Genomic DNA, 25141 nt, shown 5'->3' with positions numbered 1-25141 from the left:
GTGCGGGTCGTGTCTGCGCCGGCACAGGCGCCAGCGAAAGCAGCCACGGTGGGCTGCGTTAAGGTTTGCGTCTCCTCTCGCTTCACTCACAGAGCCGGGTTCAGGCGATCAATCGCAGCAACCCAGCATGTGCAGACAGCACTCGGCCAGCTCCGAGCAGCAGCCGGACTGGGCCATGGCCATGCCGGCCATCGACAGCAAGGCAGCGGCCAGGCCGAATTTGAAAAGTTGCTTCTTCATTGGAAAACTCCTGTTGGTTTGGATAAAAAGGGAAAAAAATCCATCCAAACCTCAATCAGGCGGTCTCCATACCGAGGTGCTCCAGGACGCCCACGGTTGGCCCGCATCAACGGGTGGGCCTGATTTCCGCGGCACGTCACTCAACCGGGCGCGCGAGGCCGCCATCAGCGGCATGCCACAGGGCTGGCAGCCGGGCATGGTGCAGGAAGTACCGCCATCGCCGCAGTCGGCAATGCAGCAATGGTCGTAGGCCGACACGCTGGCCGCCACCACCCGGGTCAGGAACACGCAGCCCAGCAGCAGCACGCAGATGGCAAGAAGTCTTCGCACGGCTGAAATGTACCCCAGCACCTATTTGCCATTGCCCCCCTGCTCCACCACGGCCACGCGCCGGCGCAGCCGGTCTGCCGCGTCCTTGTCGCCCGCCGCGTCGGCGCGCTGCACCTGCAGCAGCAGCCAGGCCATGAGCGGGCGGCGCCAGCCTTGGGCCGATGCGGTATCGGTGGCCGTGGCAATGGCAGCCGGGTCGGCCCGGCCGGCCTGCAGCAGCACGCCGGCGGCCACCAGGCGCGAGAGCGGGTCTTCGATGCCCGCCAGTGCGGCGCCACCTGCCCCGGCGCCAGCCACGGCACGCTGGGCCGGCGGCAGCAGCGCCACCTCGAGCGCGGCCAGGGGTTTGCCGGCCAGGTAGTCGGCATAGGCGCGCTCGGGCGCGGCGGCGTCCTGGCGCAGGGCTTCGAAGGCGGCGCAGGGTTCCACCACCAGGCTGGCCACCTGGGCGGCGCAGCGCAGCAGCTCCAGCCGGGCCAGCAGGTCCGGCCGGCCGGTGCGCGCCACCTCGGCGCGGGCTCGCTCCCATTCGAGCTTTTCCACGCGGGCGTTGCCGCTCAGATAAGCGTCGAGCGCCTTCTGGGAGGAGCCCTGGGCATTCATCTCCCACTCGGGCTCAGGCGGCTTGCTGGCGCAGCCGGCCAGCAGCACGCCCAATGCCAGCGTGGCCCACGTCGTGGTGATGTTCTTCTTCATGGCAGCTTGATCTCCCGGTCGCGTGCAAACGGCCATTTGCGGTTGATCTCGGTCACCAGGCTGTCGATCTTGCGCAGGTTGCTTTCCACCTCGGCGCGCAGGGCGCCCAGGTCGGTGGTGGCCTCGCGCGCATTGGCGCCCACGGCCTGGGCTTCGAGCAGCACGGCGTCGACCTTCTTGAGGCTCTCGCGCGTATCGGCCAGCAGGCCGTTGACCTGGCCCACGGCGGCGCGCAGCTCGGGCACCAGGGCATCCTTGCCATTGCCGTCGGCACCGAAGACCTGGCGGTCGGCGCGTGTGGCCAGGGTATCGAGGCGCGCCAGCAGGGTGTTGGTGCGGTCCAGCGCGGTGGCGATCTTCTTCGCGTCGTCTGCATTGCCGGTCAGCGCGCCCAGCACGCCGCCCGGGCCGTTCAGGCGCTCGGTCAGCTCGCGCACGTTGCTCAGGGTGCCGCCCAGCGCCGCATCCTGCGCGGTGAGGGCATTGAGGTTGCCGAGCAGCTCGCGCGCCGAGGCCATGAGCTGCGGGATCTCGGCCGTGGCATCGCCGCGCAGCACCGGGCGCACGGCGCCATCGGGCAGCGGCGGGTCGGTCAGGATGCCGCTGTAGGCGCGGATGTTGGTGCCGCCCACGATGCCGCGCACCAGCGTGAACACGCTGGACTGGCGCAGCCAGTGCGCGTCTTTGCTGGGCACCTCGACGGTAATGCGCGCATTGCCGGCATCGGCCAGTTCGATGCGCCGCACCCGGCCGATGGGAAAGCCCGAGAAGGTCATGTCCATGCCCACCACCACGCCCTCGGAATCGTCGGCCGTGAGCACCAGGGTCTGCGTGGGCTCGAACACGCCGCGCGCATACATCAGGAACAGGCCCGAGCCGATGATCAGCGACAGCGTGAACATCAGCAGCGCCGCGGCCTTGATCTCCAGGTAGGCCACGGGGCGCAGAGTCTCCTGCGTGGAGCCTGCATGCACGTTCATGTGCGCGTGCGGCGGCGGTGCGGGTGGCGGGGTACGATCGGTCATGGTGGGTGTTGTTCTTGTGGGGATCAGTAGTAGTTGCCCATCAGCGAGGCCACTTCGATCAGCAGCAGCACGGCGAACATGCGCGCCAGGCCTCCCAGTTCGGAATCGGGCTGGGTGCTGCCCTCGGCGTCGTACAGGCCCGCCGCCATGGGAATCAGCGCCACGGTGAGGCTGAAGAACACGGTCTTGAGCGCGAACAGCGTGGTCACGCTGGGCGTGAACACGCGGCCGAACATGCGCGTGTAGCCCTCGGCTTCGGCCAGATTGAAGCCGTACACGCCCAGGTAACCCATGACCAGGGCCACCACGCAGCTGAGCGCGGCCAGCGTGATGCTGGCGAACACCCCGGCCACCACGCGCGGCAGCAGCTCCACGCGCACCGGGTCCGAGCCCTGGGCGCGCAACTCATCAAAGCGGCCCGACTGGCGCAGCAGGGCCAGCTGCGTGCCGTTGGGGATGGTGGCGCGCATGGCCACGAAGAGCGCTGCCGTGAGCGGAATCAGCTCCAGCACCAGCACCCGGATCACCATCTCCATGGCGTAGCGCGACAGGCCATAGCTCAGCGCCGTGACCACCACGATGCGCGTGAGCACCAGGCTGAGCAGCGCGGCCAGCACGGTAAAGCCCAGCAGCACGGGCGCCGTATCGAGGTACAGGTGACGCGCCAGCGAGCGGCGCGTGCCGCGCCCGTAGCTCGATGGCGAAAGCACCAGCACCAGCACCACCGCCCCCAGGTACAGGATGCGCCACCACGCCACGGCCCAGCGGCGCACCGTGCTCCAGGCACGATCGGGCAGGGACAGGCCGGGCAGGCGGTTGATCATGCGGGACATGATAGCGGTGAGAAGCCCCTCTCCAAAGCCGATGGCCCGTGTAGTCCATCGGGCATTTGCAAGCGCTGTGGCTTATGCTGTATGGGGATGCAGCTATGCATTGCATAGCAGGCGATACATGCGCTCACACCCCGCCTATTTGCGTGCCCCCTGCGGCGCCACCGGCACCCGGCCCACATAGCGCCCGCGCGGGCGGATCACCTGGGCCGTGCCCAGTTGCTCCAGCGCGTGTGCCAGCAGGCCCACGCTGCGTGCGGTGGCGAACAGGCCGAAGGCCGCGTCCGCCGGCAAGCGGTGGTGCGCCACCAGGGCGGCCAGGGCCACGTCGATGTTGGGTTGCAGGCCGGTCAGCTCCGTGGCCTTGCCGATGAAGCGGGCGATGCCCTCGGGCGGCTCGAACAGGGCCAGCAAGGCGGCGGCGCGCGGGTCACCATCTGGGTAGATGTGGTGGCCGAAGCCGGCCAGCGGCAGGCCGTTGGCCAGGTGGTGGGCCAGCACCTTGTCTTCGCCCACGCGCTCGACCTCGCTGAACAGCGCCTGCACGCGGCCCGAGGCATCGCCGTGCAGCGGGCCCGACAGCGTGCTCAGCCCCGCCAGCACGCAGGCCGGCAGCGATGCACCGGTAGAGGCCGCGATGCGCGTGGCAAAGGCCGAGCTGGTGAGCTCGTGGTCGGCCAGCAGCACCAGGGCCGTGCGCAGCAGTTCGGCCACCGGGGCCGGCTGCTTCCAGCCCTTGGCAAAGCGCAGGTGCAGCGGTCCCTTGCCCGGCCGGGCACCGAAGGCATTGGCCAACTGGCCCACCAGGGCCTGCGCTTCGGCATGGAGCACGCGCGTGAGCCGGCCGCTGGTGGAATGCCCGGTGGCGGCCAGCCCGGCCAGCACCGTGAAGGCAGCGCCGCGCCCCGGCGTGGCCGCCGCCTGCGGTGCATCGCAGGCGAAGTCCACGGGTTGCTCGGCCCCCCAGAGCAACTGCGCTGCGTCTTCGAGCGTGGCCGTGCGCGCCAAGGCGATGGCGTCTTCGCCGCGGTAGTGCGGGCGCTCGCGGAAGAAGGCCGTGAGCGCGGTGGGAATGCTGGGCTCGGCCCCGAACAAGGTGTTGGTGGCCAGCGTCTCGCGCTTGCTGCCGGCCTTCTTGCGCCGGGCCAGGCCGCTCAGGTCTTCGGCGCGGTACAGGCTCTTGCGCGGGTCGGCCGGGTCGGGCATGACCTCGAGCTTGCCCCGGCTCACGTAGGCATAGATGGTCTGCGGCTGCACACCGAGCAGCTGGCAGGCCTCGGTCATCGAAATCCAGGAAGCCATGGTGCATCAGGTCCTTTGGTGTCTATACATTGATTTTATGCGTCAAGATTGACCAGTGCATCAACACAAAACTACGATGCCTTCCATTGCAACGCACACCGCACCACGCCATGACGAAACCCCAGGTCCTGCAGCTCAACCCCATCCTCATCCCCGCGGTCAACGACGCTCTGACCGAGCGCTACACGGTGCACAAATACTTCGAGATGGCCGACGGCCCGGCCTGGCTGGCCGCCCATGGCACAGCCATCGAGGCCGTGGTCACGGGCGGCCACACCGGCATTGCCCGTTCCATGCTGGACCAGTTGCCCGCCCTCAAGGTGGTGGCCGTGAACGGCGTGGGCACCGATGCGGTGGACCTGGCCTATTGCCGCGCCCGCGCCCTGCCCGTCACCGCCACGCTGGGCGCGCTGACCGAGGACGTGGCCGACCTGGCCATCGGCCTGTTGATCGCGGCCTGCCGCAATATCTGCCCGGGCGACCGCTTTGTGCGCGAGGGGCAGTGGGAGCAGTTTCCGCAGCCCAGCGCCATTCCGCTGGCACGGCGCTTTTCGGGCATGCGCGTGGGCATCGTCGGCATGGGCCGCGTGGGCCGCGCCGTGGCCACACGCGCCGCGGCCTTCGGCTGCCCCATTGCCTACACCGACCTCTACGCCATGGACGATGTGCCGCACCGCTTCGTGCCCGCCCTGCTGGACCTGGCGCGCACATCCGACGCCCTGGTGCTGTGCGCCGCGGCCGACCGTGCCGAGGGCATCGTCGATGCCGCCGTGCTCGACGCGCTGGGCCCGCGGGGCTACCTGGTCAATGTGGCGCGCGGGCGCCTGGTCAACGAGGCCGACCTGGCCGCCGCCATCAGCGCGGGCCAGATCGCGGGCGCGGGGCTGGATGTCTTTGTGGATGAGCCGCGCGTGCCCCTGGCCCTGCGCCAGAGCGAGCGCACCGTGCTGCAGGCGCACCGCGCCAGCGCCACCTGGGAGACGCGCGCCGCCATGGGCCAGATGGTGCTGGACAGCATTGCCCAGGCCCTGGCCGGTGAACGGCCCGCGATGAGCCTCACGACCTGAGTCCCTGATGGCAGCGGCTTGGCCGCATTTCCTTCGATTTCAAGAAACCCAACGGAGACAAGACACCATGACGTCCACACGACGCACCGCCCTCACGCTGGCCATTGCCCTGGGCACAGCCGCCCTGGCGGGCCCGGTACTCGCGCAGGCCTTCCCCAACCGCCCCGTGACCCTGGTCGTGCCCTTCCCTCCCGGGGGCGGCTCCGACACCGGCGGCCGCGTCATCGCCGAGCAACTGGCCCGGCGCTGGGGACAGCCCGTGGTGGTGGAGAACAAGGGCGGCGCGGCCGGGCAGATCGGTGCCGACTTTGTGGCCAAGTCCAAGGGCGACGGCTACACCCTGCTGCTGGGCAACATCGGCACCCAGGCCATCAACCCGTCCCTCTACGCCAGGTTGCCCTACGACGCGGACAAGGCCTTTGCCCCGGTCTCGCTGATCGCTGAGCTGCCGCTGGCCATGATGGTCAACCCCGCGGTGCCCGCGAAGACGCCCGCCGAGTTCATCGCCCTGGCCAAGGCCCAGCCCGGCAAGCTGAGCTACAGCAGTTCGGGTGCTGGCGGCGCGCCGCACCTGGCGGCCGAGATGTTCAAGGACCAGACGGGCAGCTTCATCCTGCACGTGCCCTATCGGGGTGGTGGCCCGGCCATTGCCGACCTGCTGGCGGGCCATGTGCAGCTCTCGTTCATGACGGCACTGGAGGCCTCGGGCCACATCAAGGCCGGCAAGCTGCGCGCCCTGGCCGTGACGGGCGACAAGCGCCTGCCCGCCTTTCCCGACGTGCCCACGCTGGGCGAAGGCGCGCTGCCGGGCTTCAACGCCATCTCCTGGATCGGCCTGCTGGCGCCCGCCGGCACGCCGCCCGAGGTGGTGGACAAGATCTCGGCCGACGTGCGCGCCGTGCTCGCGGACGAGGCCGTGAAGGCCCGTTTTGCCGGCCTGGGCGGTGTGCCACGCGCCACCTCGCCGGCAGAGTTCGGCAAGCTGATCGCCACCGACAAGGCGCGCTACGCGCAGATCATCAAGAGCCGCAAGATCACCGTGGAGTGAGCTGCCGTGGTGGACCTCACTTTTCCCTTGCCGGCCCCGGTCAGCCTGCCCGTTACGGGCAGCAGCGCCCGCTTTCCCGTGGGCCGGGTGTTCTGCATCGGCCGCAATTACCGCTGGTCGCCCGATGAGGCGGCCGCAACCGACATGCCCGCCTGGTTCATGAAGCCCGCCAGCGCCGTGGTGGCCGCACAGGGCACGCTGCCCTACCCGCCCGACACCGTCGACTTCTGCCACGAGGTGGAACTGGTGGTGGCCATGGGCCGGGGCGGGCGCGACATTGCCCCCGCTGCGGTGGAGGCGCAGCATGTCTGGGGCTATGCAGTGGGGCTGGACATGACGCGGCGCGACCTGCAGCAGCAGGCCAAGCGCGCGGGCGGCCCTTGGGAGCCCGCCAAGGCCTTCGACCATTCGGCCCCCTGCACGCCCATCGTGCCCGTGGCGCAGTACGGCCACCCGCGCCAGGGCCCCATCTGGCTCACGGTGAACGGGCAGGAGCGCCAGCGTGCCGATCTGGCCGGCCCGAAAGGTCTGATATGGCCCGTGGCCGAGCTGGTGGCCCTGCTGTCGCGCTCGGTGGCGCTGGCGCCGGGCGACCTCATCTACACCGGCACGCCGGCGGGCGTAGGCCCGCTGCAGCCGGGCGATGCCGTCCATGCCGGCGTGCAGGGCATCGGCGAACTGCGCATGGCCGTGGGCCCACGCCCCGTGAATGAACACAACTGAAGGAGACACCGCTTGAGCACCGAAACCCAACCACCCCATGCCCGCATCGCCCTGGTCACCGGCGCAGGCAGCGGCATCGGCCGCACCACCGCCCTGGGCCTGCTGCACGACGGCTGGACCGTGGTGTTGGCGGGCCGCCGCGCCGAGCCGCTGCAGGCCTTGGCGCAGGAGGCCGCCACGCGCGGCCAGACCGCCCTGGCCGTGCCGACCGACGTGACCGACCCGGCCAGTGTGCAGGCGCTGTTCGACGCCATTGAGCAGCGCTTCGGCCGGCTGGACCTGCTGTTCAACAACGCCGGGGTGAACGCACCGGCCGTGCCCATGGATGAACTGCCGCTGGACAAGTGGTTCCAGCTGCTCAACACCAATGTGAGCGGCATGTTCCTGTGCGCCCGCGCGGCCTTCGGGCTGATGCGCCGCCAATCCCCGCAGGGCGGGCGCATCATCAACAACGGATCGATCTCGGCGCACACGCCGCGCCCCTTCACCGCCCCCTACACCATGAGCAAGCACGCCGTGACCGGCCTGACCAAGGCGCTGGCGCTGGACGGCCGGGCCTGGGGCATCGTGGCCAGCCAGATCGATGTGGGCAACGCACTCACCGAACTCTCGGAGCGCATGACGCGCGGCGTGCTGCAGGCCAACGGCACGGTGGCGCCCGAGCCCATGATGGACGCCGCCCACGTGGCCGATGCGGTGCGCCACATCGCGGCCTTGCCGCTGGGCGCCAACGTGCTCACCATGACCGTGATGGCCAGCGCCATGCCCTATGTGGGCCGGGGCTGACGCACCGAAAAACAGACGGACCCACAACGACCAACGGAGACAAGACACCATGCAAGCAAGCCCGACAACCCCGCTGTTCACCCGGCTGGCCCGCGCGGCCGCCATCGCATCCCTGGCCGCCGCACCGCTGCTGGCCACGGCCCAGGCCGCCTACCCCACGCGCGCCATCAAGATCATCGTGCCCGCGCCGCCGGGCGGCGCCATCGACACCATCGCCCGCGTGGTGGGCGACAAGCTGGCCGCCGCGCTGGGCCAGGCGGTGGTGGTGGACAACCGCCCCGGCGCATCCAACAACCTGGGCACCGACGTGCTGGCCAAGGCACCGCCCGACGGCTACACCATCGGTATCGTGGGCGGCAGCCACAACATCAACAAGTACCTGTTCAAGAACCTGGGCTGGGACCCGGAAAAGAGCTTCGAGCCCATCGTCTACACGCACGAGGTGCCGCTGGTCTTCGCCATGTACCCGCAGATCCCCGCCAAGACCCTGCCTGAGTTCATCGCCTGGATGAAGGCCAACCCCGACCAGGCCAAGATCGCCACCTCCGGCCGCGGCAGCGCGCAGGAGATGGCGGCCGAGATGTTCCGCATGGCCAGCGGCACGCAGATGCTGCTGGTGCCGTACAAGGGTTCGTCGGCGGCCCACCCGGACCTGCTGGCCGGCCGCACCGCGCTGTACATCGACACCATCAGCGCCATCCAGGCCCAGGTCAAGGGCGGCAATGTGCGCGCCATCGCGGTCTCTACGCGCAAGCGCACCGCCGCCCTGCCCGACGTGCCCACAGCCGAGGAACAAGGTCTCAAGGGCTACGATGCCAACACCAACGGCGGCTTTCTGGCCCCGGCCGGCACGCCCAAGGCCATCGTCGCCCGCCTCAACACCGAGATCAACGCGGCCCTGAAACTGCCCGAGGTGCGCACCAAGCTCGAAGCCGCGGGCATCGAGATCCAGGGCGGCACGCCGCAGGAGTATGCGGCGCTGATCAGGTCGGACCTGGCCAAGTGGGGCAAGGTGGTCAAGGAGGCGGGGATTCAGCCCGAGTGATCAGCCGCTAGGACCGCGTCCGCACGATCTCTTCCTCCACCTCGCGCAGCCGGTCCTTGCCGAAAAACATCTCGTCCCCCACGAAGAAGATGGGCGAGCCGAAGGCGCCGCGGGCAAAGGCGTCCTGGGTGCTCTGCAGCAGGGCATTCTTCACCTCGGGCTCCTGGCTGGCGGCCAGCAGCGCCGCGGGGTCGAGTCCGGCCTGCTGCAGCTCGGCGGCGATCACCTGCGGGTCGTCCATCTTCTGGCCGCGCTCCCACATGCTGGCGTAGACGGCATCGACATAGGGCTCGAAGCAGCCCAGCCTGCGCGCGGCGACAGCACCGCGCATCAGCGCCAGGGTGTTCACCGGAAAGTGCGGGTTGTGCGCAAACTTCGAGAGGCCATGCCTGTGCACGAAGCGGTCCATCTCGCGTTGCTCGTACGCCCGCTTGGTGGGGATGCCGGCATTGCTCTCGGCCGGCGAGCGGTTGTTCGCCAGCTTGAACAGCCCGCCCAGCAGCACAGGCACATACTCGAATCGCACGCCCGTACGGGCCTCGATCCCGGGCAGTACCTTGTGGCTGAGGTAGGCATTCGGGCTGCCGAAATCGAACATAAATTGCACGGTCACATCGCTCATGGCTTCTTGTCTCCTTGGTGGTTGTTGTGATCGATGGTGCTCAGGGCTGGTCACCAGGTTTCCATCCACGGGCGGATTTCCGTCTCGTGGGTCCAGGCGTCGCGGGGCTGGTTGTGCAGTTGCCAGTACACCTCGGCAATGCTCTCTGGGCTGACGATGCCACCCTGCTCCTTGGTGGCGTAGCGCTCGGGGAAGTTGCTGCGGATGAACTCGGTATCGATCGCACCATCGATCACGGGGTGGGCCACGTGGATGCCCTGGGGCCACAGCTCCCGCGCCATGCTCTGGGCCAGCGCACGCAGTGCATGCTTGGCGCCCGCAAAGGCCGCGAAGCCCTCGCGGCCGCGCAGGCTGGCCGTGGCCCCCGTGAAGAGAATGGTGCCCCGGCCGCGCGGCAGCATCACCTTGGCCGCCTCGCGCCCCATGAGAAAGCCGGCGAAGCAGGCCATCTCCCACACCTTGAAGTACACGCGCGAGGTGGTCTCGGTGATGCCAAAGCGCACATTGGCCCCGATGTTGAACACCGCGACTTCGATGGGGGCGATCTCGGCTTCGATCCTGGCGATCAGCGCCACCATCTCCTCCTCTTTGCGCGCATCGGAGCCGAAGCCATGCGCCTCGCCCCCTGCGGCGCGGATCTGGTCGACGAGGGGCTGCAGCTTGTCCGCGCTGCGCCGGGTCACGCAGGCGATGTAGCCCTCGCGCGCAAAGCGCTGGGCAATGGCGCCGCCCGTGGCGTCGCCTGCGCCGATGACCAAAATTGCCTTCTTCTTGCCGTCTGCCATGGGGGTCTCCTCAGGTTGCAATGGAATAGGGTTGGGCGCCGCGCCCATGCCTTTTGAGTTCTATTTTTGAACTGACTGCACGATAAGTTTGAAAATTGAACCCGTCAAGGGTAGAGTTGCGGACATGAAGTGGAACGACCTGGAACAGGAACATTGCTCAATCGCCCGCACCGTCTCCGTGATCGGCGACCGCTGGACCCTGCTGGTGCTGCGCGACTGCTTTCTCGGCGTGCGCCGGTTCGATGACTTCCAGCAGCGCCTGGGTATCTCGCGCCCCATGCTGGCAGACCGCCTGGCCAAGCTGGTGGAAGCCGGCGTGCTGCGCAAGGCCGCCTACCAGGAATCGCCCGCCCGCTACGAGTACCGCCTGACCCCCAAGGGCCTGGACCTGCACCCCGTCATCATGGCCATCGTGCACTGGGGCGATGTGCACATGGCCGGCAAGGCCGGCCGCCCCCTGCTGCACCGGCACACCGGCTGCGGCCACCTGTTCGACCCGGTCACCACCTGCTCGGAATGCCAGGCGGAATTGCGCGCCAGGGATGTGTCAGTGGAGAGAGGGCCTGGGGCGTTTCCGCTGGTTTGACAAAATGCACCGGGCCCATTCGCCGGCCCGCACCGCTGGTCAGAGAGACGAGAGCCTGGTCGCGATAGACTGGCCCCCAGGAGGTCCGGCCCGTGCCGGAGCGTGTTTTCCATGTGGTCCAGGCTCAAGCAATTCCTGAGGGGAGACCCAAGGCCTGTCGTCTCCCGCATCGACAACGCCGTGCTGGGCACGTTGAACTACTCTGAAGACGATGAATGCTGGGTAACCGATGAGCACAGCTCTCACCTGCCCTTCCAGTTCTTCATCGCGGGCAATGCAGACATGCGCATCGCGCAGATTGCCCCCGACGAGGCTCTGGTGCTGCACGCAGAATCGGTCGCGCTGGAGCCGCAACGCTTTCTGGACGCCGTTGCGCAACTGCTCGCCCAGGAAATGGCAGATCACTGCAGCCTGCGGTACTGGGCCGAGGAGGTATTCCAGCTCCAGGTTTCTGCACTCCACCTGGCCTGGCCGCACCGGCCTGATGACGGCATGGTCGAGTTCGACGGACCGGACGAATTTCGGTTGTGGCGATGCGGCTATGTGAAGCGCATGCCGGTTGGGCCGCTGGGGTTTGATAGCTAGCTAACCCGCTCACACATGCCGCTTGGCCGGCACCGGCCCCGGTGGCGCCACAGGCTCGGCATCGGCCCGCTCGTGCAGCGCCTCGATCACATGGCAATGCCCATCGGTGCCGTCGCAGCGCCGGCGCAGGGCGATCAGGTCGCGCTCCAGGGTCTTCAACTCCTGCAGGCGGATGCGCACGTGGCTCAGGTGTTCGTCCAGCGTGTCGCAGGCCGTGTGGTCGGCGGCGGCACTGTCCCGGTCCAGCGCCAGCAGGGTGCGCACCTCGTCGAGCGACATGTCCATGGCGCGGCACAGGCGGATGAAGCGCAGCTGGTGGATGTCGGCATCGCTGTACAGGCGGTAGCTGCTTTCGCTGCGCGGGCCGGCCGCGAGCAGGGCCTCCTTTTCGTAGTAGCGGATGTTGGCGGTGGAAACCCCGGAGCGCTGGGCGGCCTCGCCGATGCGAAACCTGGCTGCGTCTGTTGGCATGCGCTTGACCTTCAAGTGACTTCAAGGATTCCAATCATGGCATGGCGGATCGCAAGCCGCCCCCGCAAAGGAAAAGACCATGACAAACGAGTCGAGCCGAACCACCCATCCGCAAGGTCCACCCGAGCCATCCACCCCCGCGGCGGTGGCCCTGCCCATGCCCAAGACGTCATCGGGTGCGCGGCGCGCGCCGCAGATCAATGTGTCCTGCTGCGCCCCCGGCAGCAGTTGCTCGGCCGATGCGCCATCAGCCAAGACAGCAGCACAACCGCATGCGCACGCACATGCTGAGGGCCACAACCACCAGGACCACGATGGCCATGACCATGGCCACGGAGCCGAAGACGGCCATGAAGGCCACGACCACGGCGCCCTGCCCGGCTGGGGCCGCATAGGTGCATCGCTGGCGGCGGCCTTGGCGGCCGAGCTGGCCCATTTGCTGGGGCCCGACACACCCTTATGGCACTACGCCGGCATGGCGCTGGCGGCGGTGGCCATCTTGCTGGCAGGCCTGGGCATCTACAAAGCCGGCCTGAAATCGCTGATGCGCGGGCAGTTGGGCATCAACACGCTGATGGCCGTTGCCGTCACCGGGGCCTTCGCCATCGGCCAATGGCCCGAGGCCGCCATGGTGATGGCCCTGTACGCCCTGGCCGAGCGCATCGAGGAAGGGGCCGTGGGCCGGGCGCGCAACGCCATTGGCGCGCTGCTGGCGCTGAGCCCGGACCAGGCCGAGGTGCAGCAGCCCGGCGGCCAGTGGCAGACCCTGCCCGCCGCCGAGGTGGCCGTGGGCGCCACGGTGCGCGTGCGCCCGGGCGGCCGGGTGCCGCTGGACGGCACGGTGGCCTCCGGGCGCAGCGCGGTGGACGAATCCAGCGTCACCGGCGAAAGCCTGGCCGTGGACAAGGTGCGGGGCGACAAGCTCTACGCCGGCACGCTGAACGCCCAGGCCGAGCTGACCATGCAGGTGACCGCTGCGGCAGGCCACACCACGCTGGACCGCATCATCCGCGCGGTGGAGGAAGCCCAGGCCAGCCGCGCGCCCACGCAGCGCTTCGTGGACCGCTTTGCCGCCGTCTACACCCCCGCCGTGTTCGTGCTGGCCGTGGTGGTGGCCGTGGGTGCGCCCCTGGTGCTGGGCTGGGCCTGGCTCGATGCCATCTACCGCGCGCTGGTGCTGCTGGTGATCGCCTGCCCCTGCGCGCTGGTGATCTCCACGCCCGTCACGGTGGTCAGCGGGCTGGCCGCGGCGGCGCGGCGCGGCATCCTCGTCAAGGGCGGAGCGTGGCTGGAGCAGGCGCGCGGCCTGCGTGCCGTGGCCTTCGACAAGACCGGCACCATCACCGCCGGCAAGCCCGTGCTGGTAGGCCAGACGCAGTTGGGCGACGATGCCGCCACCGACGTGGCGCGTGCGCTGGCAGGCCGCTCGGACCACCCAGTATCGAAGGCCATCGCGGCCGGGCTGGGGGATGCGGCAGGCGCCGATCTGCCCGAAGTGCACGATTTCACCGCCCTGGCCGGGCGCGGCGTGCAAGGCCGCATCGACGGAACCACCTGGCAACTGGGCAACCGCCGCCTCATGCAGGAGCGCAACCTCTGGACCGACGCCGTCGAGGCCGCCGCTGCTGAGCACGAGGCCCAGGGCCGCAGCGTGACCCTGCTGGCCGACGCCTATGCCGTGCGCGCCCTGTTCGCCGTGGCCGACACCCTGCGCCCGCAGGCCGTGCAGGCCGTGGCCGACCTCAAGGCCCTGGGCGTGGTGCCCGTGATGCTGACCGGCGACCATGCCGCCGCCGCCCAGGCCGCCGCCAAGGAGGCCGGCATCGACCAGGTGCAGGCCAGCCTGCTGCCCGAGCACAAGTTGGCCGCCATCGCCGCCCTGCAGCAACAGCACGGCATGACGGCCATGGCGGGCGACGGTATCAACGACGCCCCTGCCCTGGCCAAGGCCGACATCGGCTTTGCCATGGGCGCCGCTGGTACCGACGTGGCCATGGAGACGGCCGACGTGGTCATCATGAACGACGACCTGCGCCGCGTGGCCGAGACGGTGCGCCTGTCGCGCCGCACGCACCGCGTGCTGGTGCAGAACATTACGCTGGCGCTGGGCATCAAGGCCGTGTTCTTCGGCCTGGCGCTGGCGGGCCAGGCCACCATGTGGATGGCAGTGTTCGCCGACATGGGTGCCAGCCTGCTCGTGGTGGCCAACGGCCTGCGCATGCTGCGCACCGAGGTCAGCCCCACGTCATCCAACAGCAAGACAGACGCATGAACCACCACCCCACCGACCCGCAAGCCGCCGTGGCGACCACCCTGGGCAGCAGCGAGATGGGCCCGCCCGCATCCACCCTGGCGCGCCCGCCCGGCAGCCTGCGCATCTGCCTGACCACCACCCTGCCCGCCCCAGCCGCGTGGGTGGCCGCACAGTTGCAGACCACGGCGCTGTTTTGCCACATCACGGCGCCGCTGCTGCGCTTTGGCACCGTGCAGGGCGCCTGGCCCGCGCATTGGCCGATGGGCGACACCGAGCTGCGCTTTGCCCTCTTCGGCCTGCTGCCCATGGGCCGGCAGACCGCGCGCATCAGCGTGCACGCGCCCGACATCCCGGGCGCTTGGCCGCTGCTGCGCGACAACGGCACGGGCCAGCTCATGCGCGTGTGGGACCACCGCATCACCGTGCACAGCCTGCCCGGCACGCCGGGCATGCCCGAGCGCACCTGCTACGCCGACGAGGTCTACGTGCGGGCGCGCTACCTGCCCTGGCTGATGACGCCGCTCAGCGCTGCCTTTGCCTGGGTGTTCTACCGCCATCGGCAGCGGCGCTGGGTGCAATGGGCGCGCGACCGTGCGGGGGCCGCGGTATGAGCGCCCCGCTGCCCGCCCCACCCGCGCCCACATTGCAGCCCCAGGCCTTCGCGCACCTGCTGGCACGCTTCGAGGCCAGCGCCGGCGAGCCACCGGCAACGCGCTGGCCCTGGCTGGAGGCCGCCCATGTGCTGGGCCAGACCAAGCTGGGCCTGCACTGGCGCTCGCACACCGCCATGCTGCGCTATGCCCTGCAGCTGCGCGATGGGCGCGAAGTGGCCGGCCAGCTGCTGCGCCTGGCGCTGGTGCCGCTCGGGCATTTGCTGCAGCGCCTGCCCATCGGCAACATCGGGCGCGCGCATGTGCCGGCATTGCGGCCCATGGTGCCGGCTGCGGACATCACCGCGCGCATCCACGCGGCCCTGCGGGCCGTGGACACCGGTGCCGTCGCCCGCCCAGGTTGAAGGCACTGCGCAGCTCTGCCCGACGCGCAGATGGGCCGCTCTCCGACAGCCAGGCCCCTGCGGGGGGCCCATCCTAGGGGCACCGCACGTATGGCGGTGCCAACCAAGGAAAGCGAACCATGAACAAAGACCAAGTCGCAGGACGCGCCACCGACATCAAGGGCCAGGTGAAGGAAGCCGCAGGCAAGCTCGTGGACAGCCCCAAGCTGCAGGGCGAGGGCCTGGCCGACCAGGCCGTGGGCAAGACCCAGGCCAAGGTGGGCGACGCCAAGGAAGCGGTGAAAAAGGCCATCGACAAGATCTGAGGGTCGCCCGCGACACCGGCAAAGCGGCCCGAAGGCCGCTTTTTTTTTGCGCGGCCGTGCACCTGTGGTGCCAGCGGTTCTGCAGTCACCCCATCACATGGCACCGCCCGAGGGGCCGTCGTCGTAACGCTTGAACAGGTCTGCCGCCCAATCCGAGAACGCGCGGATCTTTGCGCTCAGTTGCCTGCTGCTGGGGTAGACGAGGCGGATGGTATGGGCGGGGCGGGACCAATCGGTCAGCACCTCCTTGAGCGTTCCATTGGACAAACAGGGGGCCGCGGCGAAGCGAAAGGTCTGGCCGATGCCCAGCCCATGCACCAGCACGTTGAGATGGGCCGTGCTTTCGTTGACGGAGGTGGCTTCGCCGGCCTTGACGAGCAGGCGTTCGCCAGCCCGGTGGAATTCCAGGGGAAAGGCGCGACCACTCAGTGACGAAAAATAGCCCGCCAGCGTATGCACCGGCCGTCCGCTGGCGGGGTGCAGGGCCAGCAGCTCATCGGGATGCCGGGGCTCTCCATGGGCCGCCAGGTAGTCCTTCGAGGCACAGGTCACCCAGGCCAGATCGGCCAGGCGCCGCGCCACCAGGGTGGAGTCCGGCAGGTCCCCGCCGCGGACCACGCAGTCCACGCCGTCGCTGATCATGTCCGCCGGGCGGTCGCTCACGCCCAGTTCCAGCTGCAGGTCCGGATACCGCGCCCGAAACTGCGCCAGCGCAGGAATCAGGATGCGGTTGGCCAGCACGGAGCCTACGTCGACCCGCAAGCGCCCCCGCAGTTGGGCACTCGCCCCCCTGGCCAGCTGGTCCATGTCCTCCAGCTCGGCGATGAGCCGCTTGGCGCGCTCGTAGTAGGCCACGCCGTCGGCCGTCATGCTGACCCTTCGGGTCGTGCGCTGCAGCAGCCGGGCACCGAGGTGCTGCTCCAAATCCTGCACCAGCTTGGTCACGCTGGGACGGGGAATGTTCATCGAATCGGCGGCGCGGGAGAAGCCGCCGTTTTCGGCGATGCGCACAAACACCTTCAGGGCAAGCAACTGGTCCATGGATTCTATTATTCACCACCATGAATTGTATTGAATGGATTGCACCATTTATTCAACCAAACGAACTATTTACGCTTGAGGCTCCTACCAACCCATCACGGAGAAATCTCATGGTCCAGAAACTCGCAGGCAAGGTGGCTGTTGTCACCGGTGCAACCACCGGCATCGGTTTGGCAGCCGCCAAGGCCTTTGTCGCAGAAGGCGCGACGGTCTACATCACGGGGCGCCGCAAAGCCGAACTCGATGCGGCTGTGGCCGCCATAGGTCCCCAGGCCCGCGGCGTGCAAGCCGACTCCACGAACCTGGCGGACCTGGATCGGCTCTATGACCAGGTGCGAACCGAGCACGGCCGCCTGGATGTCCTCTATGCCAACGCGGGTGGTGGCAGCATGCTCCCGCTGGGCAGCATCACCGAGGCGCATTTCGACGACACGTTTGACCGCAACGTCAAGGGCGTGGTGTTCACGGTGCAGAAGGCGCTGCCCCTGCTGGACGCTGCCACGGCCGGCGCCTCCGTCATCCTGGCGGGCTCGACGACCAGTGTGCTGGGCACCGCCAACTTCAGCATCTACAGCGCCACCAAGGCGGCCGTGCGCAACCTGGCGCGCAGCTGGATCCTGGACCTTAAAGGCCGCGCCATCCGCATCAACACCTTGTCGCCCGGCCCCATCCACACGCCGGGTCTCGTGGAACTCGCGGGCCCGGATGCCGCGCAGCAGCAAGGCCTGCTCGACTACCTGACCACCCAGGTACCGCTGGGCCGCATGGGCCAGCCGGAAGACATCGCCAAGGCCGCCGTGTTTCTCGCGTCCGACGACTCGGCTTTCGTCAACGGCATCGAGCTGTTCGCCGATGGCGGCCAGGCCCAGGTGTGAGGACGCGATGAGCCAGCAGCCCACCCTGCCAACCGCCCCGGAACTGCTGCGCGCCTACCTGCGCGCCATACGCACGCCCGAGGCCGCCGCCAGCCTGTTTGCCGAAGACGGCGTGCTCGAACTGCCCTGGATCCAGGTCCGCGCCGAAGGGCGCGATGCCATCGGCCGGCTCATTGCAGGCCTGCTGGTGAAGGTCCCGGATTTCCGCTTTGGCGACATCCAGTTCTGGATCGAAACGCCGGAGAGGGCGTTTGCCGAATACACGGTAGATGCCAAGGTCGCTGCGTCCGGGCGGCCGTACCGGCAGACCTATGCGGGCCTGCTCATCGCGGCAGGCGGAAAGATCAAGCGGCTGAGAGAAGCCCTCAACACAGCCGCCGCAGCCGAAGCATTTCGGCCGGCATGACCAAACGCCAGGGCATGGCGCAGGACTTCGGCCGGGCACTGGCGGCGGGGGGTCGACAAAGGGGCTCGCAGGTGCTTTTCTGATCCGGCCAGAAGCTTTGCGATAGCCCTTGTAGGAGGCGAGCCCATCGCCCACGCCCACTGCAGCAGGCGCCGCCCCTCGGGTGGCCCCAGGGGCTGTAGGAGGACAGCGCGACCCCGTTTTGCCCCCTCCATTTCGGACCACCGTTTGGGTAGAGTGAAACATCGACCGCTGGAAAGAAAGGCAAGAAAATGAAAGCGCTTTGTTTTGCCATGGCCTGCCTTGCCGTCGCAGGGTGCAGCAGCACCGGGCCGGCCCCGGTACAACGCACGGCGGCGCAAGACCCCACGGCCGTCTGCCTGGTCGGGCTCGACAACCATGCCGCACTCTCGGTGCTCAAGCCTCGGCTGGCCAGTGTTGCCGACGCCGAAGCAGCGCCCCCGGCCCTGCGCACCAGCATGGCGACCCCCACGCCCGATGAGAGGCGCGCCATCCAGGCCTGGGCCGGCCTGCGCAAGGACTGTGTGAACGCGGGGGCGGAGTTTCGCCTGCGCAATGCGCCGCCCGCGTACGCCGACCTCGTGGAGGAAGAAAACTCCCGCACCACCGTGCTGCTGTCACGGCTCTACGTGGGCCAGATCGGCTATGGGGAGTTCATCAACGAGCGCATTGCCCTGGGCAGCGAGATGAAGGGGCGCCGCCCCAATGCGCGCGAGCCGCACCAGCGCACCAACGCCCCCATCCGCCAGGAAGAAGCGGCCCAGCGCAAGGCCGAGCTCAGCGCGGCCCTGGTGCTGTTGCAGCTGCCTCAATAACGTCAGCCGGCCAGGCTGCGCGCGATCAGCCCCAGCTGGATCTCGGCCGCGCCGCCAAAGATGGTGAAGGCACGGCTGTTGCAGTATTCGGGCACCAGCGTGCTGCACTGGGGGCCTGCCGCATCGGGGAGTGCCGATTCGCTGTGCCAGCGCAGGCCGCTGCGCCCCAGGGCCTGGGCCCCCAACGCACCGATGGCCTGCTTGAGGCGGCTGGCGCGCAGCTTCAGGATGGACGCCACCGGGCCGGGGCTGCCCCCCGGCGCCAGCGAGGCCATGGTGCGCGCCTCCAGCCATTCGAAGGCATCCAGGTCGGCAATGAGTTCGCCGAAGGCCTGGCACAACGGTCCTTCCTCTTGTACTGCGGACAGAACGCTGGCCACGCGCTTGAGCTGCGCGCGCAGCCGTGGGCTGAAGATGCCCGCGCCGCGCTCGAACTCGAGCAGGTACTTGGCGCATTCCCAGCCGGCGTTCTCCTCGCCCACGCGCTGGGCCAGGGGCACGCGCACGTTCTCGAAGTGCACCTCGTTCACATCGTGGTCGCCGCCGATGGTGGCGATGGGCCGCACCGTGATGCCCGGGGAGGCCATGTCGATCAGCAGGAAGGAGATGCCGTCCTGCCGCCGCCCCTCGCGGCTGGTGCGCACCAGCGCGAACATGCGGTTGGCGTGGTGGGCGTGCGTGGTCCAGATCTTGGTGCCGTTGAGCACGTAGTCGTCGCCATCGCGGTCCGCGCGCAGCTGCAGTGCGGCCAGGTCGGAGCCCGCGTTGGGTTCCGAGAAGCCCTGGCACCAGTAGTCCTGCCCCGACAGGATGCGCGGCAGGTGTTCGCGCTTTTGCGCCTCGGTGCCAAAACGCAGCAGCACGGGGCCGACCAGGCGCACGCCCATGGGGTGCACCAGCGGGGCGCCGGCCAGCGCGCATTCGGTCTCGAAGATGAAGCGCTGCAGCGCCGACCAGCCCGTGCCGCCCCACGCCACCGGCCACAGGGGCACCAACCAGCCGCGCGCCTGCAGCGCCTGCTGCCAGGGGCCGGAGATATGCGGCTCGGGGTACATGGCCGTGGTGCGCGCCTGCCCCTGGCGCAGCCCGGGCGTGAGGTGGGTGGCCAGGAAGTCGCGCACCTCCTGGCGGAATGCACGGTCCTGCGGGCTCAATGCCAAATCCATCAATGTTCTCCCAGTGTCTGGCTGTGCGCGTGGCGCTGTGAATGCAGGGCATGGCGGCCCAGCCAGCGGGCGTGGGTGTCGGCGTTGCCGTCCTCGGCCTCGAAGGCGAGCAGGCAGCGAAAGCTGGCCGCCATCGGCAGCTCCTCGCACACGCCCATGGCGCCGTGCAGTTGCACGCATTCACGCGCCACGAAGCCGGCCGCGCGCACCACCTTGCTGCGCACGGCGGCGGCCACGGCGTGCAGCGCCTCGCCACGGGCCAGGTCCACGCGCATGGCCGCCAGCTCGCAGGCCGCCTGGGCCTCGGTGCAGAGCACTGCCATCTCGGCGATGCGGTGCTGCACCACCTGGAACTGCGCCAGCGCCTGGCCGAACTGCTGGCGGTCGGCCGTGTAGCGCCGGGTCTGCGCCAGCGCCGCCTGCATGGTGCCCGTGGCCTGCCAGCAGGCGGCCACCATGCCGAACGCCAGCACCTCGTCGAGCGCGGCGCCGGCCCCCTCCTCCCCGACCAGGCACTGGGCCGGCACCAGCGCGGCGTCAAAGTACAGGTCGGCCGCCACTGCACCGTCGCTGGTCTCATAGGCATCCACGCGCACGCCGGGCAGCCCGGCCGGCACCCTGAGCAGCAGGGCCCGGCCATCGCCGCCGCGGGCGGACACAAGCCAGTGCGCGGCGCCGCGGGCCCCGCGCACCGCCTGCTTCACACCGCGCAGCACCCAGCCATCCCCCTGGCGCAGCGCCGTGCAGGCACGCGGTGCAAACGGCGTGGCGTCGCCCGGCTCGGCATGGGCCCAGGCCAGGCGCTCCTGGCCGGCCACCAGGGCCGGCAGCCAGGCCGCGCGCTGCGCCGGCGTGGCGCAGCGGTCCAGCGCCCGCAGTGCCAGCGCCACCTGGGCCACATAGGGTTCCACCGCCAGGTGCGCGCCCAGGGCCTGGGCCAGCAGGCCCACGGTGAGGGCATCGCCCTCCAGGCCGCCCACGTCTTCGGCCAGGGGCAGGGCCAGCCAGCCCAGCTCGGCAAAGCCCTGCCAGGCCCCGGGCAGCCCGCCCTCGCGGTGCACGCCGGCCGCGCGCTGGTGAAAATCGTAGTTGCCGCGCAGCCAGTCGAGGGCACTGTCCTGCACCAGCTGCTGCTGTTCGGTGATCGCAAAGCGCATGGGTTCAGTCCGCCTTGATGCTGGCCTTCTTGATCACGCGCGCCCACTGGTCCACGTCGCGGCGGATGAAGCTGGCGAACTCGGCGGGTGTATTGCCGATGATGTCCAGCCCCCAGCCCTTGAAGCGCTCGCGGATGTCGGGCTCCTTGAGGATGGCGGCGATCTCGCGGTGCAAGCGGTCCACCACCGGCGCGGGCGTTCCGGCCGGGGCCACCAGGCCCAGCCAGGGCATGGCCTCGTAGCCCGGCACGCCGGACTCGGCCACCGTGGGCAGCTCGGGGATGGATTCGGAGCGCTTGGCCGTGGTCACGGCCAGCACGCGCAGCTTGTCGGCCTTGATGAAGGGGCCCGAGGAGCCCAGCGCGTCGAACATCACGTTCACCTCGCCGGCCACCAGGTCGGTCAGCGCCGGCCCGCTGCCCTTGTAGGGGATGTGCACCATGTAGACATTGGCCATGCTCTTGAACAGCTCGCCCTCCAGGTGGGTCGACGTGCCGGCCCCGGTGGAGCTGTAGTTGAGCTTGCCCGGGTGGGCGCGCGCGTACTCGACCAGGTCCTTGACCGACTTCACGGGCAGGGACGGATTCACCACCAGCACATGCACCACCGACGCAACCTGGGTCACGGGCGTGAAGCTCTTGATCGCGTCGTAGTTGACCTTGCTGTAGATCAGCGGCGCCGTGCCCAGCGAAGATGCGGCCAGCAGCACGGTGTAACCGTCGGCCGGGGCCTTGGCCACCAGGTCGGACGCCAGCACCGTGCCGGCGCCCGGCTTGTTGTCCACGATCACCGGCTGGCCCAGGCGCGGCCCGAGCTTGTCGGCCAGGGCCCGTGCCAGCAGGTCGGTGACGCCGCCTGGCGGGAACGGCAGCACCATGCGGATGGGCTTGTTGGGGTAGCCGTCCTGCGCCAGGGCCGGGGCGGTGGCCGCCAGCGCAGTGGCCGCGGCCAGGGCGCAAGCGATCTTGCAAAAGAGGGATGCCATGCTTGTCTCCTTGTGAAATGCCTGCGCGCTCAGTCCTGCACGACGACCAGCGCGTCCAGCGCGAAAGCGCCCTGCCCCTGCGCGCGCACCTGCAGGGGGTTGATCTCGATCTCGCGCACTTGCGGGCCCAGGGCTGCCTGGGCGCGCGACAGCGCGGCGATGCCTGCGCAGGCCCCGGCCACATCGGCCAGGGGCCGGCCGCGAAAGCCGTCCAGCAACGGCCAGGCGCGCAACTCGCGCAGCATGGCCTGCACCATGGCGGCATCCACGGGCAGCAGCCGGTGGCTGGCGTCGCGGTACAGCTCGGTCAGCACGCCGCCCAGGCCCACGGTGAGCGCGGGGCCGAACACCGGGTCGTGCGTGATGCCGGCGATCAGCTCGGCCACGCCGCCGCTGGCCATGGGCTGCACTAGAAAGCCGTCGATGCGCGCCGCGGGGCTGTGCCGCTGCACGCTGGCCAGCATGTCGGCGCAGTGCGTGCGCAGCGCCGCAGCGTCGGCCACATTCAGGTACACGCCGCCGGCCTCGGTCTTGTGGGCGATGTCGGCGCTCAAAATCTTCAGCGCCACGGGGTAGCCAATCTGCCCTGCTGCCGCCACGGCCTCGTCGGCATCGCGGGCCGGCAGGCCCTGCAGCGAGGGCACGCCATAGCCCGCCAGCAACAGCTTGGTGGCATGCTCGTTGAGCGCTGCGGGCAGCGCCGGTGCCGTGCTCTGCTGTACCGCCTGCGCCTGGCGCAGCGCCGCCCAGCGCGCCACACCCTCATGGCGGGCCAGCCATTGGCAGAACGGTGCCAGCGCCTGCGTGGCGCGGCCGATGTCGTCGAACACCGGCACGCCTGTCTGCGTGAGCTGGTCCCGGCACCGGGCGGCACCGGTGTCGATGGCCACGAAGAGCTTGTTCCACTGGCCGCAGACCTCGGCCAGCGGCTCGGCCATGCGGTCGAGCAGGTAGCCCGGCGCATAGACCACCACGGTGTCGACCTGGTCCGACTGCGCCAGCGCCCCCAGGATGGTGCGCACGAACTGCGGCGAGTTGACCACATTGCCCGTCACGTCCACGGGGTTGGACACCATGCCGTAGTCGGGGATGCCCTCGCGCAGGGTGCGCTGCAGGTCTTCGCTCAGCGTGGGCACCTCGAGCCCGGCGCCGATGAACTTGTCGGCCAGGATGGCGCCCAGCGCCCCCGACATGGTGACGATGGCCACGCGCGGCCCTCCCTGGCGTGCGCGAAAGCCGCTGAGGTAGGCCAGGTCGGCCATCTGGGCGAAGTCCGTGCCGCGGATCACGTTGAGCTGTTCGAAGGCCGCCTTGTACAGCGCCAGGTCGCCGGCCAGCGCGCTGGTGTGCGAGCGCACGGCCTCGGAGCCCTTGTCCGTCTCGCCCGCCTTGTACAGGATGAGCGGCTTGCGCTGGCGCGCAAAGGCCAGCGCCGCGTCGATGAAGCGCGGCCCGTCGCGCAACTGCTCCACATAGCCGACCACGCATTCGGTGGACTCGTCCGCCGCCAGGTACTGCAGGTATTCGGAGAACTCCACGCAGGCCTCGTTGCCGGTGTTGATGAAGTGGCTCACCGGCACGCCCAGCCGGCGCGCCAGCGCGAACACGGCCGAGCAGACATTGCCGCTTTGCGTGACGATGCTGGCCCGCCCGGGGCCCGCCTGCGGCGGCACGTTCTTGAACACCGAGGCGAAGGCCGTGTAGGCATGCAGGTTCAGGTTGGCAAAGCCCATGCAGTTGGGGCCGGCCACCACCATGCCGCTGCGCTGCGCGAAGTCCTCCAGCGTGCGCTGCAGGGCCGCCCCCTCGCCGGCCGCCTCGGCAAAGCCGGCGGCGTAGACGATGGCGGCGGGGATGCCCCGGGCGTGGCAACGCTCCAGCATGGCCGTGACCTCGGGCGCGGCAATGGCCAGCACCACCAGGTCGCAGGCCTCGGGCAGGGATTCGATATCCGGGTAGCAGCGGTAGCCGAACACCTCCTGGTACTTGGGGTTGACCGGGTAGACCGCGCCCGCAAAGCCGAAGTGGCGCAGCAGATCGAGCGGCATGCCGCCGATGCGGCCCGGGTTGTCGCTGGCGCCGACCAGGGCGATGGAGCGCGGGGCCAGCAGGGGTTGCAGGCGGTGCGGGTTCGTCGTCATGCGCGGGCCCCCTTGGCGATGGCGCTGGCCAAGCCCGCTTCCTTGGTCTGGCGGTACTCCTCGCTCACATGGCTGAGCTGGTGCAGATCGAAGTGGGCAGACAGCGCCTCGCGCATGCCGCGCACGTCGACCGAGCGGTTGAGCGATTTCTTGAGCACGCGCAGCGCAAAGGGCGGCGCCTGGGCGATGCGCTGGGCCAGCGCCAGGGTTTCTGCCTCCAGATCGGCCATGGGCACCACGCGGTTCACAAAGCCGGCCTCACGTGCCTGCTGCGCGCTCCAGCGCGCGCCGGTGAACAGGAACTCCTTGGCCTGGCGCAGCCCCATCACCCAGGGGTGGATCAGCACCTCGGTGGCCGCCGCGCCCATGGTGTGCGTCACGGGGTCGGAGAAGAAGGCGTCCTCGGCCGCCACCACCAGGTCGCACATGTTGGCCAGCATGAAACCCGCGGCCACGCAGGCGCCCTGCACCTGCACCACCGTGGGCTTGGGGAAGTCCCAGATGCGCAGGCAGTAGCCGTAGTAGTGCTTTTCCTCATAGGCCCAGCGCTGCTCCACGGTGAACTCGGCACGCTCGGCCTGGGCCTGCTTGAGGTCATGGCCGGCCGAGAAATGCGCGCCCCGGGCGGCGAGCACCACCACGCGGATGTCGGGGTCGTTCTCGGCCTGGGCGAAGGCCTGGTCCAGGGCCTGCAGCATCTGCTGGCTCTGCGCGTTGCGCGCCTCGGGCCGGTTCAGCCAGATGCGGCGCACGGCGCCCAGGGTTTCGGTGGTGATCGGCTCTGTCGATGGGTTCATGGTGGGTGCGGGTGGGTCCTTG

The 25141-nt window shown here is 69.4% G+C and carries 29 protein-coding genes; 14 read left to right on the top strand and 15 right to left on the bottom strand.

What is annotated here, in order from left to right:
• Positions 1-108 precede the first annotated feature (108 nt).
• From AC3WOH_RS20710 to AC3WOH_RS20685, 6 genes are all read right to left on the bottom strand, one after another.
• The gene (locus AC3WOH_RS20710; RefSeq protein WP_492231214.1) at positions 109-240 is read right to left on the bottom strand and encodes a hypothetical protein; all 132 of its coding nucleotides are present in this window, start codon (positions 238-240) and stop codon (positions 109-111) included.
• 51 nt (positions 241-291) lie between these two features.
• The gene (locus AC3WOH_RS20705) at positions 292-570 is read right to left on the bottom strand and encodes a hypothetical protein (RefSeq protein ID WP_492231213.1); all 279 of its coding nucleotides are present in this window, start codon (positions 568-570) and stop codon (positions 292-294) included.
• 21 nt (positions 571-591) lie between these two features.
• On the bottom strand, positions 592-1266 hold the full coding sequence (locus tag AC3WOH_RS20700; protein WP_492231212.1) for a hypothetical protein: 675 nt from the start codon (positions 1264-1266) through the stop codon (positions 592-594).
• Entirely contained in the window at positions 1263-2291 is a 1029-nt protein-coding gene (locus AC3WOH_RS20695) for an MlaD family protein (RefSeq protein ID WP_492231211.1), read from the bottom strand. Before AC3WOH_RS20695 ends, AC3WOH_RS20700 begins: the two co-directional genes overlap by 4 nt.
• Before the next feature lie 23 nt (positions 2292-2314).
• On the bottom strand, positions 2315-3115 hold the full coding sequence (locus AC3WOH_RS20690) for an MlaE family ABC transporter permease (RefSeq protein ID WP_184856349.1): 801 nt from the start codon (positions 3113-3115) through the stop codon (positions 2315-2317).
• 144 nt (positions 3116-3259) lie between these two features.
• Positions 3260-4423 (bottom strand): citrate/2-methylcitrate synthase, encoded by a 1164-nt coding sequence (locus AC3WOH_RS20685; RefSeq protein WP_492231210.1) that lies wholly within the window; start codon positions 4421-4423, stop codon positions 3260-3262.
• A 110-nt stretch (positions 4424-4533) separates the two neighbouring features.
• Here AC3WOH_RS20685 and AC3WOH_RS20680 point away from each other — a divergent pair, with 110 nt between their 5' ends.
• The 5 genes from AC3WOH_RS20680 (at position 4534) to AC3WOH_RS20660 (ending at position 9092) form a co-directional block, all read left to right on the top strand.
• Positions 4534-5490 (top strand): 2-hydroxyacid dehydrogenase, encoded by a 957-nt coding sequence (locus AC3WOH_RS20680; RefSeq protein WP_492231209.1) that lies wholly within the window; start codon positions 4534-4536, stop codon positions 5488-5490.
• Between the two features lie 67 nt (positions 5491-5557).
• Positions 5558-6538 (top strand): Bug family tripartite tricarboxylate transporter substrate binding protein, encoded by a 981-nt coding sequence (locus AC3WOH_RS20675; RefSeq protein ID WP_492231208.1) that lies wholly within the window; start codon positions 5558-5560, stop codon positions 6536-6538.
• A gap of 6 nt (positions 6539-6544) precedes the next feature.
• Positions 6545-7261 (top strand): fumarylacetoacetate hydrolase family protein, encoded by a 717-nt coding sequence (locus AC3WOH_RS20670; RefSeq protein WP_492231207.1) that lies wholly within the window; start codon positions 6545-6547, stop codon positions 7259-7261.
• Between the two features lie 12 nt (positions 7262-7273).
• Positions 7274-8047 (top strand): SDR family oxidoreductase, encoded by a 774-nt coding sequence (locus AC3WOH_RS20665; protein WP_492231206.1) that lies wholly within the window; start codon positions 7274-7276, stop codon positions 8045-8047.
• A gap of 49 nt (positions 8048-8096) precedes the next feature.
• Complete coding sequence (locus AC3WOH_RS20660) at positions 8097-9092, top strand: Bug family tripartite tricarboxylate transporter substrate binding protein (RefSeq protein WP_492231205.1); 996 nt, start codon at positions 8097-8099, stop codon at positions 9090-9092.
• 7 nt (positions 9093-9099) lie between these two features.
• On the opposite strand, the gene AC3WOH_RS20655 is transcribed toward AC3WOH_RS20660, so the two are convergent.
• Both AC3WOH_RS20655 and AC3WOH_RS20650 read right to left on the bottom strand, forming a co-directional pair.
• Complete coding sequence (locus AC3WOH_RS20655) at positions 9100-9714, bottom strand: 2-hydroxychromene-2-carboxylate isomerase (protein WP_492231204.1); 615 nt, start codon at positions 9712-9714, stop codon at positions 9100-9102.
• Positions 9715-9764: 50 nt separating this feature from the next.
• The gene (locus tag AC3WOH_RS20650) at positions 9765-10499 is read right to left on the bottom strand and encodes an SDR family oxidoreductase (RefSeq protein WP_492231203.1); all 735 of its coding nucleotides are present in this window, start codon (positions 10497-10499) and stop codon (positions 9765-9767) included.
• Positions 10500-10623: 124 nt separating this feature from the next.
• On the opposite strand from AC3WOH_RS20650, the gene AC3WOH_RS20645 reads away from it, so the two are divergent.
• Together AC3WOH_RS20645 and AC3WOH_RS20640 are read left to right on the top strand one after the other, a co-directional pair.
• Positions 10624-11085 (top strand): winged helix-turn-helix transcriptional regulator, encoded by a 462-nt coding sequence (locus AC3WOH_RS20645; RefSeq protein WP_492231202.1) that lies wholly within the window; start codon positions 10624-10626, stop codon positions 11083-11085.
• 111 nt (positions 11086-11196) lie between these two features.
• The gene (locus AC3WOH_RS20640) at positions 11197-11670 is read left to right on the top strand and encodes a hypothetical protein (protein ID WP_492231201.1); all 474 of its coding nucleotides are present in this window, start codon (positions 11197-11199) and stop codon (positions 11668-11670) included.
• A gap of 9 nt (positions 11671-11679) precedes the next feature.
• On the opposite strand, the gene AC3WOH_RS20635 is transcribed toward AC3WOH_RS20640, so the two are convergent.
• Complete coding sequence (locus tag AC3WOH_RS20635; protein WP_492231200.1) at positions 11680-12141, bottom strand: MerR family transcriptional regulator; 462 nt, start codon at positions 12139-12141, stop codon at positions 11680-11682.
• A 79-nt stretch (positions 12142-12220) separates the two neighbouring features.
• Between AC3WOH_RS20635 and AC3WOH_RS20630 the strand changes: the two genes are divergently transcribed.
• The 4 genes from AC3WOH_RS20630 to AC3WOH_RS20615 all read left to right on the top strand — a co-directional run bounded on the left by AC3WOH_RS20630 (position 12221) and on the right by AC3WOH_RS20615 (position 15715).
• The gene (locus AC3WOH_RS20630) at positions 12221-14413 is read left to right on the top strand and encodes a heavy metal translocating P-type ATPase (RefSeq protein WP_492231199.1); all 2193 of its coding nucleotides are present in this window, start codon (positions 12221-12223) and stop codon (positions 14411-14413) included.
• Positions 14410-15006, top strand: coding sequence for a hypothetical protein (locus AC3WOH_RS20625; RefSeq protein ID WP_492231198.1), 597 nt, complete (start codon positions 14410-14412; stop codon positions 15004-15006). Before AC3WOH_RS20630 ends, AC3WOH_RS20625 begins: the two co-directional genes overlap by 4 nt.
• On the top strand, positions 15003-15410 hold the full coding sequence (locus tag AC3WOH_RS20620) for a DUF3703 domain-containing protein (protein ID WP_492231197.1): 408 nt from the start codon (positions 15003-15005) through the stop codon (positions 15408-15410). Before AC3WOH_RS20625 ends, AC3WOH_RS20620 begins: the two co-directional genes overlap by 4 nt.
• A 119-nt stretch (positions 15411-15529) precedes the next feature.
• Positions 15530-15715 carry a CsbD family protein gene (locus AC3WOH_RS20615; protein ID WP_492231196.1) on the top strand — a complete coding sequence of 62 codons (186 nt, stop codon included), beginning with the start codon at positions 15530-15532 and terminating at the stop codon, positions 15713-15715.
• A 93-nt stretch (positions 15716-15808) separates the two neighbouring features.
• On the opposite strand, the gene AC3WOH_RS20610 is transcribed toward AC3WOH_RS20615, so the two are convergent.
• Positions 15809-16756 carry a LysR substrate-binding domain-containing protein gene (locus tag AC3WOH_RS20610; RefSeq protein WP_492231195.1) on the bottom strand — a complete coding sequence of 316 codons (948 nt, stop codon included), beginning with the start codon at positions 16754-16756 and terminating at the stop codon, positions 15809-15811.
• Between the two features lie 110 nt (positions 16757-16866).
• Between AC3WOH_RS20610 and AC3WOH_RS20605 the strand changes: the two genes are divergently transcribed.
• The 3 genes from AC3WOH_RS20605 to AC3WOH_RS20595 all read left to right on the top strand — a co-directional run bounded on the left by AC3WOH_RS20605 (position 16867) and on the right by AC3WOH_RS20595 (position 18873).
• Positions 16867-17631, top strand: a complete 765-nt coding sequence (locus AC3WOH_RS20605; protein WP_492231194.1) for an SDR family oxidoreductase — start codon at positions 16867-16869, stop codon at positions 17629-17631.
• 7 nt (positions 17632-17638) lie between these two features.
• On the top strand, positions 17639-18037 hold the full coding sequence (locus AC3WOH_RS20600) for a nuclear transport factor 2 family protein (protein WP_492231193.1): 399 nt from the start codon (positions 17639-17641) through the stop codon (positions 18035-18037).
• A 272-nt stretch (positions 18038-18309) separates the two neighbouring features.
• The gene (locus AC3WOH_RS20595; RefSeq protein ID WP_492231192.1) at positions 18310-18873 is read left to right on the top strand and encodes a hypothetical protein; all 564 of its coding nucleotides are present in this window, start codon (positions 18310-18312) and stop codon (positions 18871-18873) included.
• 2 nt (positions 18874-18875) lie between these two features.
• Here the strand turns inward: AC3WOH_RS20595 and AC3WOH_RS20590 are convergent, their stop codons facing one another.
• The 5 genes from AC3WOH_RS20590 to AC3WOH_RS20570 are packed head-to-tail and all read right to left on the bottom strand — an operon-like array spanning position 18876 to position 25119.
• Positions 18876-20039 carry an acyl-CoA dehydrogenase family protein gene (locus tag AC3WOH_RS20590; protein WP_492231191.1) on the bottom strand — a complete coding sequence of 388 codons (1164 nt, stop codon included), beginning with the start codon at positions 20037-20039 and terminating at the stop codon, positions 18876-18878.
• Entirely contained in the window at positions 20039-21196 is a 1158-nt protein-coding gene (locus AC3WOH_RS20585; protein ID WP_492231190.1) for an acyl-CoA dehydrogenase family protein, read from the bottom strand. Before AC3WOH_RS20585 ends, AC3WOH_RS20590 begins: the two co-directional genes overlap by 1 nt.
• A 4-nt stretch (positions 21197-21200) precedes the next feature.
• The gene (locus tag AC3WOH_RS20580) at positions 21201-22181 is read right to left on the bottom strand and encodes a tripartite tricarboxylate transporter substrate binding protein (RefSeq protein ID WP_492231189.1); all 981 of its coding nucleotides are present in this window, start codon (positions 22179-22181) and stop codon (positions 21201-21203) included.
• Positions 22182-22210: 29 nt separating this feature from the next.
• Positions 22211-24322 (bottom strand): acetate--CoA ligase family protein, encoded by a 2112-nt coding sequence (locus AC3WOH_RS20575; RefSeq protein WP_492231188.1) that lies wholly within the window; start codon positions 24320-24322, stop codon positions 22211-22213.
• Positions 24319-25119: an enoyl-CoA hydratase gene (locus tag AC3WOH_RS20570; RefSeq protein WP_492231187.1), complete on the bottom strand. Its 801-nt coding sequence runs from the start codon at positions 25117-25119 to the stop codon at positions 24319-24321. Before AC3WOH_RS20570 ends, AC3WOH_RS20575 begins: the two co-directional genes overlap by 4 nt.
• Between the last annotated feature and the right edge of the window lie 22 nt (positions 25120-25141).

This window comes from Acidovorax sp. FW305-C-20-28 (genome assembly GCF_058783375.1).
This window is presented reverse-complemented; position numbering and strand designations above follow the sequence as displayed.

What these genes read in the sequence shown, in the direction of transcription:
- AC3WOH_RS20710 (WP_492231214.1), bottom strand. Translation starts at nt 240, where the DNA reads ATGAAGAAGCAACTTTTCAAATTCGGCCTGGCCGCTGCCTTGCTGTCG.
- AC3WOH_RS20700 (WP_492231212.1), bottom strand. Translation starts at nt 1,266, where the DNA reads ATGAAGAAGAACATCACCACGACGTGGGCCACGCTGGCATTGGGCGTG.
- AC3WOH_RS20695 (WP_492231211.1), bottom strand. Translation starts at nt 2,291, where the DNA reads ATGACCGATCGTACCCCGCCACCCGCACCGCCGCCGCACGCGCACATG.
- AC3WOH_RS20690 (WP_184856349.1), bottom strand. Translation starts at nt 3,115, where the DNA reads ATGATCAACCGCCTGCCCGGCCTGTCCCTGCCCGATCGTGCCTGGAGC.
- AC3WOH_RS20685 (WP_492231210.1), bottom strand. Translation starts at nt 4,423, where the DNA reads ATGGCTTCCTGGATTTCGATGACCGAGGCCTGCCAGCTGCTCGGTGTG.
- AC3WOH_RS20680 (WP_492231209.1), top strand. Translation starts at nt 4,534, where the DNA reads ATGACGAAACCCCAGGTCCTGCAGCTCAACCCCATCCTCATCCCCGCG.
- AC3WOH_RS20675 (WP_492231208.1), top strand. Translation starts at nt 5,558, where the DNA reads ATGACGTCCACACGACGCACCGCCCTCACGCTGGCCATTGCCCTGGGC.
- AC3WOH_RS20660 (WP_492231205.1), top strand. Translation starts at nt 8,097, where the DNA reads ATGCAAGCAAGCCCGACAACCCCGCTGTTCACCCGGCTGGCCCGCGCG.
- AC3WOH_RS20655 (WP_492231204.1), bottom strand. Translation starts at nt 9,714, where the DNA reads ATGAGCGATGTGACCGTGCAATTTATGTTCGATTTCGGCAGCCCGAAT.
- AC3WOH_RS20650 (WP_492231203.1), bottom strand. Translation starts at nt 10,499, where the DNA reads ATGGCAGACGGCAAGAAGAAGGCAATTTTGGTCATCGGCGCAGGCGAC.
- AC3WOH_RS20645 (WP_492231202.1), top strand. Translation starts at nt 10,624, where the DNA reads ATGAAGTGGAACGACCTGGAACAGGAACATTGCTCAATCGCCCGCACC.
- AC3WOH_RS20640 (WP_492231201.1), top strand. Translation starts at nt 11,197, where the DNA reads ATGTGGTCCAGGCTCAAGCAATTCCTGAGGGGAGACCCAAGGCCTGTC.
- AC3WOH_RS20635 (WP_492231200.1), bottom strand. Translation starts at nt 12,141, where the DNA reads ATGCCAACAGACGCAGCCAGGTTTCGCATCGGCGAGGCCGCCCAGCGC.
- AC3WOH_RS20630 (WP_492231199.1), top strand. Translation starts at nt 12,221, where the DNA reads ATGACAAACGAGTCGAGCCGAACCACCCATCCGCAAGGTCCACCCGAG.
- AC3WOH_RS20625 (WP_492231198.1), top strand. Translation starts at nt 14,410, where the DNA reads ATGAACCACCACCCCACCGACCCGCAAGCCGCCGTGGCGACCACCCTG.
- AC3WOH_RS20620 (WP_492231197.1), top strand. Translation starts at nt 15,003, where the DNA reads ATGAGCGCCCCGCTGCCCGCCCCACCCGCGCCCACATTGCAGCCCCAG.
- AC3WOH_RS20615 (WP_492231196.1), top strand. Translation starts at nt 15,530, where the DNA reads ATGAACAAAGACCAAGTCGCAGGACGCGCCACCGACATCAAGGGCCAG.
- AC3WOH_RS20610 (WP_492231195.1), bottom strand. Translation starts at nt 16,756, where the DNA reads ATGGACCAGTTGCTTGCCCTGAAGGTGTTTGTGCGCATCGCCGAAAAC.
- AC3WOH_RS20605 (WP_492231194.1), top strand. Translation starts at nt 16,867, where the DNA reads ATGGTCCAGAAACTCGCAGGCAAGGTGGCTGTTGTCACCGGTGCAACC.
- AC3WOH_RS20600 (WP_492231193.1), top strand. Translation starts at nt 17,639, where the DNA reads ATGAGCCAGCAGCCCACCCTGCCAACCGCCCCGGAACTGCTGCGCGCC.
- AC3WOH_RS20595 (WP_492231192.1), top strand. Translation starts at nt 18,310, where the DNA reads ATGAAAGCGCTTTGTTTTGCCATGGCCTGCCTTGCCGTCGCAGGGTGC.
- AC3WOH_RS20590 (WP_492231191.1), bottom strand. Translation starts at nt 20,039, where the DNA reads ATGGATTTGGCATTGAGCCCGCAGGACCGTGCATTCCGCCAGGAGGTG.
- AC3WOH_RS20585 (WP_492231190.1), bottom strand. Translation starts at nt 21,196, where the DNA reads ATGCGCTTTGCGATCACCGAACAGCAGCAGCTGGTGCAGGACAGTGCC.
- AC3WOH_RS20580 (WP_492231189.1), bottom strand. Translation starts at nt 22,181, where the DNA reads ATGGCATCCCTCTTTTGCAAGATCGCTTGCGCCCTGGCCGCGGCCACT.
- AC3WOH_RS20575 (WP_492231188.1), bottom strand. Translation starts at nt 24,322, where the DNA reads ATGACGACGAACCCGCACCGCCTGCAACCCCTGCTGGCCCCGCGCTCC.
- AC3WOH_RS20570 (WP_492231187.1), bottom strand. Translation starts at nt 25,119, where the DNA reads ATGAACCCATCGACAGAGCCGATCACCACCGAAACCCTGGGCGCCGTG.